Raw genomic sequence first — 12,613 nt, forward strand, 5'->3', positions numbered from 1 at the left:
TCAAATTAATCGTTTTTAATCTTGATTATATTTCCGTTTCCATCGTATTGATAATATATAACCGCTCCATCCCTAAATGTATCGGCTAGTGTTTCAACAATTACCCAATTACTAGCATCAGATAAATTACCTGCAGTATCTATTGCTTTTACAGTAAAGGTGTAGGTATAGTTAATATCCCCTTTAATATAATCTTTTATTGTATAAGTCGTAGTACTAGCAGATGCTTCTCCGATTACTTCAGAACCATTGTAAACGTAATAACCTGCAACTTCTCTATTATCTGTTGACCCCGACCAACTAAGCGTAAGGGCATCGCCTACTTGCTCAGTTACCTTAAGATTTCTTGGAGGTGTTGGAACTTGAAAATCAACAACTCCAGTTACAATATTGCTACTCAGGGAGATATTTCCTGTTGCATCCTTGGCCACGACATGGAATGAATAACTTGTTCCCTCAGGCAGATCACCGAGTATGTACGTTGTTTCCCCGTTTGTATTTGTGGCGACAAGTGTTGATCCGTTATATATAACGTATTCACTAACTCCCACATTATCAACTGATGCTTTCCAATTCAGAGATTTCGAAGTTGGTTTGATTACTGCTACCAAATTCAATGGAGCTGTCGGAGGTACTATATCCTCCGGATTGACATTCGGACCTATTACTTGAAGTGGTATGTTGGATTCTATTTTCGTACCATTCCCAATTTGTCCATTTGCGTTAACCCCCCAAGCATAGAAAACACCCGCGCTTGTCCATGCAGCACTGTGAGAATACCCTCCAGCAATTCTCTCAGCATTCGTTATTTCTTGTACTTTTAAAGGAGTTGTGCTGTCTATTAAATTACCAGTCCCCAACTGTCCTCCACTGTTTTTTCCCCATGTCCACAGCGTTCCGTCCTCCTGGTAAGCCATGCTATGGTAAAATCCTGCAGCTATTCCCTTAACATCTTGAATTCCTAGTACTTGAATAGGAATTAAAGCGTTTGAGGTGGTACCATTTCCTAATTGCCCATAATCGTTAGCTCCCCAGGTCCACAATGTGCCATCATTCTTCAATGCAAGACAGAACTCTGCCCCTGCACGAATTTCTTTTATTCCCTGAAGACCAACAACCTGCTTAGGAGCGAAACTATCCACTGTAGTGCCATCTCCCATTTGACCTGCACTGTTAGAACCCCAAGCCCAAACTGTGCCATCATTTTTAAGTGCTAATGAGAAATTGCCTTTTGCTGCAATTGCTTTTACATTCGTTAGATTGGGAACTTTTTCAGGCGCACTAGACCCCAATAAGTACTCCCAACCCGAAACATACCCCCAGCTCCAGACTGTTCCATCATCACTCAAAGCCAAGCTATGGAACCTGCCTGCAGCCACCTGTTTTATATTAAATAAATCAGACACTGTCGGACCTGTATAGTAAATACCCGCTCCATTTCCTAATTGCTCATACTCATCCGAGCCCCAAGTAAATACGGTCTTATCATTCCTCAATGCAATACCATGTGCTGCCCCTGCAGCTACATCAATGATATTTTTGTCCACATACACAGGTGCTACCCGGTCAATCGTCGTTCCATCCCCTAATTGACCGTAATTATTTTCTCCCCAGGACCACAAAGTTCCATCCGTTTTTAAAGCATAACTCGTGTTTTCCCCAGCCACGATATCATTTTTAAAAGCAGGCAGAGCATTCATAGTAACGGCAATTTCACTCATGCTAGATTCATTACCGCTTGCATCACTTGCCTTCACTTTTATATTGTAGGCAGTTTCTGGAATTAAATCCCTGATTGTATATGAAGTTTCACCATAGTTTAAAATTTTTACAACTGTATTCCCTAAGTAAACAGTATAATCCTTAACAGCCACATTATCAGTGGAAGCGTTCCATGACAATTTCAAACTGACCGTTCCCACTTCTGCTGATAAATTAGATGGAGCAGAAGGAGATGCTGTATCTGCAGGATTAACGTTAGGACCAATTACCATTCCTGGCTTGGCTGCGTTATGCCCTGTGCCAGCTGTTCCATTTCCTAACTGACCTCCAGAGTTGTAACCCCATGTATAATAAATACCATCACTGGTTAATGCCGCGCTATGCTCATCCCCAGCCGCTATAGCAACAGTATTGATAATTCCATCAACCTTAATGGGCGTTATACATTCAACGGAACAGTCATTACCCACTTGACCATAGTCGTTATACCCCCATGCCCACAATGATCCATTATTCATATAAGCCATACTGTGATAACTTCCGGCTGCTATTCCCTTAACATTGTTTATTCCAATTACTTGAACGGGTAACAACCGATCGATTTTAGTACCATCTCCTAATTCACCTTGATTATTATTGCCCCATCCCCATACAGTTCCGTCTTTTTTAAGAACTAGACTATGGGCTCGACCAACAGCTAAAGCTTGTATCTCTCCACTAACAAGGACTCGAACAGGACTCCAACGATCTACAGTAGTTCCATCCCCCAATTGACCTGCATAATTACTGCCCCATGCCCACACAGTTCCATCATTTTTGAGAGCTAGTGTAAACTCCCCACTGCTGTAAATGGCCTTGACTCCTACTAAATTAGCTACTTGAACAGGAGTATTACTATCATTAGTGGTACCATTCCCCAACTGCCCCTTATGATTTCTTCCCCAAGTCCACACAGTCCCATCACTTTTAAGAGCAACACTGTTATACCAACCAGCAGCAATTGCGCTTATGTTCGACAATCCACTTACTTGTACTGGATAACTTTGATTTGCCGTAGTTCCATTTCCCAATTGCCCAAAGTCATTTCTCCCCCAGGACCAGACCGTTCCATCATTTTTCAGGGCTAAGCTGTGTTCGTAACCTGCTGCAATACTGAATACATCATTAATTCTTGTTTGGACTGGAGTGACGGACCTAATTGAAATCTCAGGACCATACATATAGTCCATGCCATTCCCCAAGCCTCCTTTCCCCCAAGCCCATACCGTCCCATTATTGAGTAAGACTAGGCTATGAGTAACCCCAAGTGCCATCTGAGCCTTGATTGGTTCAACCCCTGGAAGTTGAAAGTTAATGGCGTTTGTACGTGGAGATTCATTTCCACTTGTGTCTATAGCAGATACACTAAAGGCATATGGCATTCCTGGCATCAATGTGTAAGTGTCGCCGCTAAAGGTATTCGATTTTAATAATACATTCCCGTTATAGACATTGTAACTTTGCACTGCAACATTATCCGAGGAAGAAGTCCAGTTCAATGTTACTTTATTCGAATTAATCGAAGCATAAAAACTAATTGGTATCGTCGGAGGTACAACATCAGGTCCATTCAAGTTGGGACCTATAAGTTCCTTAGGAACAACGCTTCCACTAGACCTTATTCCATTTCCCAACTGTCCATCAAAATTATATCCCCAGGATAAATATGTTCCCGTACTTGTGATAGCACCACTGTGACTAGATCCAGCAGTAACAGAACTGATACCGATAAAACCTTGTATTTGAGAAGGTACGGATCCGTATCCCCCCTTGGATCCAAGACCTAATTGACCATCTGCATTGTCTCCCCAAGACCATATAGTTCCATCATTCTTTATCGCTAGGCTGTAGCCCAAACCAGCACTGATCTTCCGAAATACGCCAGTCAAAGAAACTGGGACAGGAACAGTACTTTGACCTGAAATGGATGTATTCCCCAATATTCCCGCGCTATTAGTCCCCCAGGCCCACACCGTTCCATCAGTTTTGATGGCTAAGCTATGACTGCCACCTGCTGCAATTTCGGATACATTAGTTATCCCTGAAACCTTCTGAGGGGTCAGTCTTGTTAGAGTACTACCATCTCCCAATTGTCCAGAATCGTTATATCCCCACGCCCATACTGTTCCATCATTTTTGAGCGCGAGTGTATGAGCCTCTTTAGCTGAAACTGCTATAATTCCGGTTAATCCGGCTATTTGTTGAGGAGAAGGACTATTAGATGATGTTGTTCCGTTACCGAGTTGCCCATAATTATTATTTCCCCACGTCCAAACGGTACCATCATCTTTAAGCGCTACACTAAAATCCCTTCCTGTTGTAATAGATTTAACATTAGAAAGTCCTGGTATTTGCTTTGCAATTCCGTATGTCTCAAAAACGTTTGGTCCTAGCTGGCCATTATGTCCATTACCCCAACCCCATACAGTTCCATCATTTTTGAGTGCAAGACCAAAATAATCTCCACTTGCTATACTAACAGCATCAGTAATTAATCGGACATTTTCAGGAGTCATTTGTGATTTGAAAAGACCATTTTGCTCATTCAGCATATGTCCCCACTGCCATACTGTGCCATCGTCTTTGAGTCCAACGGAATAATCCACACCCATTGATAACATCTTACTAGGAGATACAATAGACATTAAAGTGCTTTTGAATGCCGCAGACCTACTTGAACGCATTTGAACAGCTAATTCATTACTCTGCGTTATGATCTTCCTAGATTCATTTATGGCTTTTAAAGTGAATATGTATGAAGTTCCTGCATTTAGTCCATTGAAAGTAAAATCCAATGTTTCACGAGTTACTGTAGCTACCAGTAAGTTATTCATATATATTTCAAAGCCCGTTACTTCTTCTTGTTCCTTTGGAGCTTTCCAACCTAGTGTTACACTAGACTCACTTTGTTCCACCAACTGCAGATCTATCGGTATCGCAGGTTGTAAAATTGAATCTTCCAGAGTCATGACTGTTAGTACATTACTAGGTTGAGATAAGTTACCATATTTGTCTATACCTCTAATTGTGAATTGGTACTGATTGCTTGGTGTCAGACCGTATACAGAATAGGTAGTCGTTGTAACCGTACCTGCAAGCTCCGTTCCGTTGTATATAAAATATCCCAAATTCTCTTTGTTACCCGGTTTGTCCCATTTTAAATTTACACTTGTACTTGTTACTTCGCCTAACATCAGATTAACTGGTTCATTATCATACACGTTTTCACTTATTGATGTAAAACCATTCAAAGGATAAATAGGTGAACCTGTCTCTATACTTTCATTTTGGTAAGTCTGATTTGAAACAGTCATCTTACTATTACTAGATGGCTTATATATATTGGAAGTTACTGTGGTAGGAATACTTTCTTGTAAATGAATGCCTTCTTTTGCGAATAAATTATTCGTAAATAACATTGAAAATAATATTACTAAAATAGTTATCGTACTAATCAATCTTTTAGTTTTCATAAATGACATGCTTGATGCCCCCCTCTTGCTGTTATATTAAATACTTTATTTACAGAGAATATTCCAAAGTCCGAGTCACCTCCAAATTTTATTTTGATAACCACATTAATCCATTTGAAAGTATAACTTACAAATAAGTTGTTTTGTGTCGATTTATGTTGTCGAAATCATTTATTTTGTCGTTTTTGATGAAATTGAATTAAGAATATGGGTCTTCAAATTAAAACTATTCAATTTAGCATAGACTGAATGTCCTAAATTAACACATCTAGCTTGGTTAACAGAATGTGCAGAACAATGTCAGTGTTAAATAATGTCGAATATGGTAAGTCCATAATAGAAGTGCCTCTTTTTTTATACGAAAATTAAAACCACCTGCCCATGTGCGCTAACCACTTAAGACACAAATAGGTGATTCAAATACGACATTCGTCTTCAAATGTATTCTATAAGAACCGAGAAAGGTGTTAATATCATCTTGGGTATGGGATTTTTTGAGAGTGAATCTCATTGCCATTTTTGTACGGACTGACTATGCAGTTCGTTAAGCTCGTAATATATTTCCGGGTGAACCTTTAAGCCCATGACCTGTTCCAATAGACGAATGACTGAATTCAACACCCGTTCGGCTCCTTTTTGCGTTTTGCAGCAAATGAATAAGTCGTCCGCGTATCTCGTCAATCGATGTCCCCGTTTGGTCATGATTTTATCTAGTGGGTGCAGGTAGATGTTCGCTCCTTGGAGGGTTCCTTGTTTATTTAGGTGATGGCTTCCTCCGTCCATAACTCCTGTTCGCAAAAATTGTTCGAGAAGAGCAAGGACACTTCCATCCACAACCGTTTCCTTCACCAACCCGATGAGTCTTTCATGTGGGATGGTGTCAAAGTACGATTTGAGGTCAGCGTCGATGACGTACCGGTACCCGTCAGCCAAGTAGCGCCAAGTGCACACTTTTCCCTGGCCGGAAGCCGTAGCTGCACTCCATGAAGTTTGCTTCGAAGAAGGGTTCTAACATTTGCCTTGCCGCGGCTTGTACCACTCGTTCTCCTACGGTTGGTATGCCCAAGGATCTTTGCGTTCCGTCTGCTTTCGGGATATAGACGCGTCTTACCGGTTTCGGCTGGTTTGTTTTGCTTCTTAGCGCTTGCCGGAGCACTTCTAGATGGTGTTCCAACTCTGATTGGTTTGCCTTGATGGTCATTCGATCGATCCCTGCCGCTCCACGGTTCCACTTGACCTCCTTGAAAGCTTCCTTCAGGTTGGCCTTGGCCCAAATCTTGTCGATGAGGCTATACCACTACGTCCTTTTTGCTTCTTTACTCCCTACGAGATTGATGGTCTTGCTCTTGGTCCCCCATGCTCGTTCTCCTTCCCTTTCAGGTTAACAGTTTGTAGCTTTCGTAATCTCCGTTTTCCTGTCGGCACTCGCCCCAGACGGCTTCTCCTTATGTTCATTCCCCGGTTCTACACGCTTCTTGGCTCCCCGGCTCCTGACTGGCACATGGCTTCCCTCCATCGCTCTTCTTTCATGGTTTCGGGCTTAGCACAAGTCTCGGCCTTACTTGCCTTTGCGGCCTTTCCGGCAAGTTTACTCACTACTATCCCTACGTCAGACTTCTCACCATCCGTCATCTTGCCTTAGTCTTCGCAGCTTTGGTCAAGACCAAGGTTTACTGCTTGCACAGAAACGATGAAATCTCCTTGGGACACGTCTACCGACTTTTCCCCCGAATCCAGTCCTCCTAACTTTCGAAACCATTGATGGTATTGGACGTCCCCTTATTTCGCAGGGTCATCCGGTTCCACAAGCCAACATGGTAAGCCGCCTGTTCCGGGTTTTGCCTTTGCATCCTCCGCACATATCCTCGCGGACTATGTACTATGCTCCAGCTATGCACTTCTGCCACCCCGCGGTATGCTAGAGACTTTCGCCCCTTAGCCGGCGCGCTGCCAAGCGCAAAAAACAAAACGTGCGCCGGCTATTCTCGCCTGCGCACGTTTTGTTTTTCTCTTAACCCATGCTACCTCCTTGGACTTGAGATGTGCCCATACCCTGATCCGCATGAACCGTTACACCTCTACGACATATACATGGCCTTTCCCCTTCGCATTGTGGACATCCGAGGTAAATACAACGGAGCGGTCATCATGGCTGAAGATCGGATGCGGATGCACATCCTGCACGCTGAAGCTGCTGTTATGCAAGCATAGAGGACTCCATGCGATTCGCCCGCCCTCCCAATCCGGTGTGCAAAGATGAAGCGTCCGGCTGTCCATAATACCGTCGGTAATAAGCAACCGATCGTCCGAGCTGGCGGTAAAATGACCATAGGCGGTCATTTCCTCCGGGAAGCTAAGCTCCGTATAGCTGCCGCTGTCCAGATCATACCGTCCCACAAAGCTTGCCTGATGACCCGCCGACGAATCGGAAGACGGCTTCCCTTCCCCCTTCATCGCGGGATCATTCGGCACGCCCTTGGTCCCGTGGTACAATATGCCGTTCTCCTGCTGAAGCCACATTTCATGGCATATCCAGAGCGTCTCCCGCTCGTTCGATTGATCCCGAATGCGGCTCATCGTGCCCTGATCGTACAGCCAAATGCGCTGATCCACCATGCCGCCTTCGTGATTATACAAAATGGAACGCCCCTGCCCCGGCGGGAACTGCACATGCGTAATCCAGCCCACCTGGGATCCCCATATATCGGCCTGTCGGGTCTGCAGATCAATAACAAGCAGCCGGGATTCGATGCGATCCCGGGTTACTTTTTCACGGATTGCTGTGAATAGGTTGCCCGCTGGCCCTACCTCAAACGCCTCGGCATCAATATACGGAACGCATGCATACCTTCCGTCCGGGGACAAATGGGTAAATCCCGTCATCACGCCATCCGGCAAAGTGTGTACGGTATCCTCCTCCAGGGTGTCGAGTTGAAGCAGGCGTACCTCGTTGCCTTGGATATACAGCAGCGTATTCGTCGCGGGATTATAGCTGGGGCTCGCTTTGGCCAAGCCGCGGTACGGTGCCCCGTCGTAATACACGTAGCTTTTCATGTAACCGTCCCGATTGTCCGTCAACTGCACAGCTACCCCATCTTCAATTGACAGCTTATACAAATTGGGCTGCTGCACACCGCCGTCGCTGATAAACAGGACATGCCGGTTATCTGCGGTAAAGCTGCTGCTTGTAAAATAAAGGTGATGGTGGTTCCCCGGCGTCGAAGTCAGCTGCCTGACCGTCCGCCCCGTTAACGCATCCTTGCGCTCCGCAGGAACATGTTGTATTGTGCTTCCTTTCACATTGCATTACCCCTTTGTTTAAAATGGTGAAGCTCCTCATCATCATCGAAAAAATCTCGGCAGCCACTCGCGGTTCGCAAGCAGCAGCTCGTCTGCCAGCTGTGGAAGCTCGCTGAAATCAGCGCCGGCGCTTAACGGATCGAGGCTGAGCGCTTCAATCAGCAGCTCACGGCTGCCCTCCAATGCAGCGCGAAGCGTCAGCTCATGAATGTCGGCGTGAAGCCGGCATAAGCTGCCGATGGAGCCGGGCAGCGCACCGGCGGAGACCGGCTGAACGCCTTCCCTGGATACTGTGGCCAACGTCTCCACCACCGAGCCCTCCGGCAAATTGCTGATTTGCCCCCGGTTCGGTATATTGACAATGGCTGGTGTAGACGTCCCCGTCGTCACCGCCCGGATTATTTGTACCATTTCTTCGCCGGACCGCTCCCAGGAAATCTCGGCTTGCCCCGCTGCAATGGCCTGAATTTGGCGCAGCTGTTCCGATTTCATAAATCTTCTTGCATCAACTGTCGTTTTCTGAACATCATATTTCATCGCCCAGCCGTTGCGCTGGTTGCATAAGCTCGGCAGAAACTCTACCAAGTGCCGGTCTCCTACAAGCGGTAAATAGCCGAGCTGGCGGCAAAGCGCGAACTTCACCGCACCCCGGTTACGAAAGGAGCGGCTTCCGTCTGAGCCTCCCTCCTGTTTACCGCCGTCCCCAAGCTCCCAATGGGCTTCACAATAAGCCCGAAGCTTTGGCAGCACATCCTCGCCATGAAGCCTCGCCTCGGTCAGCCATATGAAATGGTTCACCCCCGCCACCTGATATTGAAAGCCCTGCTCCGGCAGCCAACGGTATAGATACTCAAGTGTATCCATTCCTGCTGGCTTCTCCAGCCCCAGCATCGGTCCCAAATAAGCAGGCAGACAGTGAAATTCATGACAAAGCCCGACAACTGTGGTCTTCACCGCAGCACGGCTCATCGCTCCCGTCACCACGCTCATCGGATTCGTCACGTTCAGGAGCCAGGCCCCCGGACATTCCGTTTCCATCTCCTCTACGATGTCATAAGCGACAGGCGCTGTACGCAGCGAAGCCGAAATACCGCAAGGGCCGACGGTCATCGAGACCGGCTGCCGGATGCCGTACTTGATCGGCAGCTCCAGATCATTCCAGAAGGCATCCATGGCCCCGGGGCTGAAGGTTGTCATAACGAAGTCGGCACCGTTCAATGCCTCCCTTCGGTCCTCTATGATCTTCACTTGGTACGATTTCCCGCGGACATGGTTAAACCGCTTCAGCATCCCCGCCACAGCCTCAACGTGCTCCCGGTTCGGATCGACCAGCCTGATTTCCCCGCCTTCCACCTCATCCATCAAATACACATCACGCATCAGGTAACGCATCCAGTTCACACTGCCGCCGCCGATCACGGTTAAGTTCATCGTAACCACACGCTTCCGCCTCCTTGGGCATGTTCATGATTCCGTTTCGTCATCATTGTATCTCCGACATGATGTAAACGTCTTCAAATAAATTGCCGTACGGTTTATAATTAACGTATCTTGCTCTACTTTTTTTGCAAAGGAGCCTGTATGATGAGCCCAACCGGCGATGCCGATTACTTGCAGTACGATTCCTTCTTCATTGACTTCACGGATAGCGGGAAGGAAAACCGGAAGCCGTTGGAGCATTTTCACGATACGTTCGAGCTCGCTTTCTTTATCCGTGCCGATATTCATATCTTCGTCAAGGACACCAAATACGATATCCGTGACGGCGATTGGCTCCTGATTCATCCGTACGATATCCACAGCATTTTTTACAATCCGAATCATGACTACTCCCGTTATGTGCTGCAGTTCAAAAGCAGCTTTATCCGCGAGCTGCTGGCTGTGCTTGGTATGGAGGACCGCTTCGAGGCTATCCAGCAGAAACGAAATAAACGGGTCCGCCTCGATCTCGGCCAAAGATTGAAGGTTGAGGCGCTGTATCGAACTATTCTTGAGCTGTACACGCAGCAGCAGCAGCTCCATGCCACCTCCAGTCATCATCCCATAGCGTCCGCAGAGCCTGAACTGAAGCTGCAATTGACCCTCCTGCTGCTGGAATACGAGAAATTATGCAGCAGCTCAAGCAGCGTGCGAAGGATCCGATCCGCTGAAGAGCCCGTGCAGGAGATGATCGCCTACCTGGACGAGCATTACAGGGAGCCTGTCCAGCTGGCGGATCTGGAGCGGCATATCGGGAAAAGCAAATTTACTCTATGCCGGCTGTTCAGCCAAACGACCCAATTCACCGTTGTCGAATACTTGCAGTACAAACGAATTATTGAAGCGCAAAAAAGGTTAATCCTCACGGATCAACCGATATTTGATATTGCACTGGATTGCGGCTTCCACAACGCCCAGCATTTTTATCGGATATTCAAAAAAATATGCGGCAAAACGCCCCTGCAATACCGCAAGGGGCGTGTGTAAGCGCTATTTTTTCTTCATTTCCTGGTACGCCTTCAGCTGCTCATCCATCACTTCTTTGCCGCCGATCTTCATATATTCCGCGACCAAATCGTCATACAGCTTGTCAAAATCGGCAGGCTTCGCTGTTATCGTCTTGACAGTAATCTCGACACCCTTGTCGGACAGCGTCTGGTTGTACTTGATCTGTGCCTCGATCGGGCGGTTAAAACGCGCCGGCAGCTGACCGTCCTTATCTCCTACTTTGATGCTGTCCATCGTGAAGTCCTTGTACTTCGGATCGGCGGCGTTCGCTTTGAGTGTTTTCTCCGGATCCCCCATATCCTTCCCGTTGATCAGCATGCTGTAATCGAGATAGTTGTACATCACCTTCTTCGCTTCGTCCGTATCGGTGAAAACCGGAATGCCGTCGTCGCCCTTCTTATACGTCACGCCTTCCGTTCCGTTCTGCAGGTCAAAAATAACCTTGTAATCGGACATCCAATCGAGGAACTTAATGACCTCGACAGCGCGTTTGCTCGACTTGGGCACCATCAAATGCGCGGACAGCGGATGATAAATCGCCTTTACATGCTTGCCCTCATAGTTCGTGAACGGATCGACGGGCAGCAGCGTGGCGCTCGGCACATTTTTTTGCAGGGTGGAATAGTACGCCTGGTAGACCGGCTCATTCGTATTCGTAATCGCAAACCCGATTTGACCGTTGACCAGGTCGGCCTGGAACTTCTTCCCGTCCTTGTCGAGCGCGAAGTCAGGACTGATCAAGCCTTCGTTGTACAGCTTGTTCAGGAACCGGTACGCGTCCTTGTTACCCGGCTTCTGCCAATCCGGCAGGGAATAGTATTCTTCCTCCGTCATCTTCTTCCAGAACGTCCGCACCAGCGGGTCCAGGTTGTTGTTATACCGGATGCCGTAAGGAATCACTTTGCCTCCCGTGCCCCCCGGGTCCTTCTCCTTGAACGCTTTAAGCGTAGCGTAGAATTCATCCGTTGTCTTCGGCGGCTGCATGCCCAGCTTATCGAGCCAGTCTTTGCGGATGATTGGCGTGGAGGAAGCAATAATAATCCGTTTCGCCGGAATCGTGTACTGCTTGCCGTTAATTACCCCGTAGCTCAGCAGTTGGTCGCCGAGGTACTTTTTCAAATTCGGGCCGTGCTGATTAATCAGATCTCCCAGATCGGTTAGCCCGCCCTGCTTCACCCAGTTCTGCACCGCTGGATCGCTGTACGTAAAAATGAGATCGGGCGCTTCATTGGCCGCCATCAGCACGTTCAGCTTGGGCACTTCTTCCGTACGGGGAACGGTAACGAATTCGACCTTGATGTTATTCGGGTCGCCGAACTTTTCCTGAATATATTTAACGAACCAGCTTTCGGTCAACGGAGGCGCCCCCGGCGGGGTGTTCCCGCGGTCGAACAGCTCAATCTTCAGCGTCACCGGACTGCCCTTCTTGCCGCCGTCACCTGCAGCAGGACTCGAGCCGCTGTTGGATGAACAGGCTGCAAGCGATAATCCGGAGAGAAACACAGCAAGGATGGCAGATACGGTTTTGATCTTGTTCCGAGATAAAGACATTGACGCTCAACTCCCTTTTTTGTTCTTGGTTTGGTTGTACA

General features: G+C 47.1%; 6 protein-coding genes. 1 reads left to right on the plus strand and 5 read right to left on the minus strand.

Features of this window, described 5'->3' with window-relative positions:
- Nucleotides 1–5: 5 nt before the first annotated feature.
- The 4 genes from CF651_RS04650 to CF651_RS04670 all read right to left on the minus strand — a co-directional run bounded on the left by CF651_RS04650 (nucleotide 6) and on the right by CF651_RS04670 (nucleotide 9,965).
- Nucleotides 6–5,243, minus strand: coding sequence for an RCC1 domain-containing protein (locus CF651_RS04650; protein WP_094013697.1), 5,238 nt, complete (start codon nucleotides 5,241–5,243; stop codon nucleotides 6–8).
- Between the two features lie 498 nt (nucleotides 5,244–5,741).
- Nucleotides 5,742–6,185: a reverse transcriptase domain-containing protein gene (locus CF651_RS32755; RefSeq protein WP_094013698.1), complete on the minus strand. Its 444-nt coding sequence runs from the start codon at nucleotides 6,183–6,185 to the stop codon at nucleotides 5,742–5,744.
- Nucleotides 6,186–7,304: 1,119 nt separating this feature from the next.
- Nucleotides 7,305–8,534, minus strand: coding sequence for an oligogalacturonate lyase family protein (locus CF651_RS04665; RefSeq protein ID WP_094013700.1), 1,230 nt, complete (start codon nucleotides 8,532–8,534; stop codon nucleotides 7,305–7,307).
- Between the two features lie 42 nt (nucleotides 8,535–8,576).
- On the minus strand, nucleotides 8,577–9,965 hold the full coding sequence (locus CF651_RS04670) for a family 4 glycosyl hydrolase (RefSeq protein WP_245855707.1): 1,389 nt from the start codon (nucleotides 9,963–9,965) through the stop codon (nucleotides 8,577–8,579).
- A 150-nt stretch (nucleotides 9,966–10,115) separates the two neighbouring features.
- Here CF651_RS04670 and CF651_RS04675 point away from each other — a divergent pair, with 150 nt between their 5' ends.
- The gene (locus tag CF651_RS04675) at nucleotides 10,116–11,000 is read left to right on the plus strand and encodes an AraC family transcriptional regulator (protein ID WP_094013702.1); all 885 of its coding nucleotides are present in this window, start codon (nucleotides 10,116–10,118) and stop codon (nucleotides 10,998–11,000) included.
- Between the two features lie 3 nt (nucleotides 11,001–11,003).
- On the opposite strand, the gene CF651_RS04680 is transcribed toward CF651_RS04675, so the two are convergent.
- Nucleotides 11,004–12,572 (minus strand): extracellular solute-binding protein, encoded by a 1,569-nt coding sequence (locus CF651_RS04680; RefSeq protein WP_094013703.1) that lies wholly within the window; start codon nucleotides 12,570–12,572, stop codon nucleotides 11,004–11,006.
- Nucleotides 12,573–12,613: the final 41 nt, after the last annotated feature.

Source organism: Paenibacillus rigui, assembly GCF_002234615.1.
Classification (GTDB): domain Bacteria; phylum Bacillota; class Bacilli; order Paenibacillales; family NBRC-103111; genus Paenibacillus_S; species Paenibacillus_S rigui.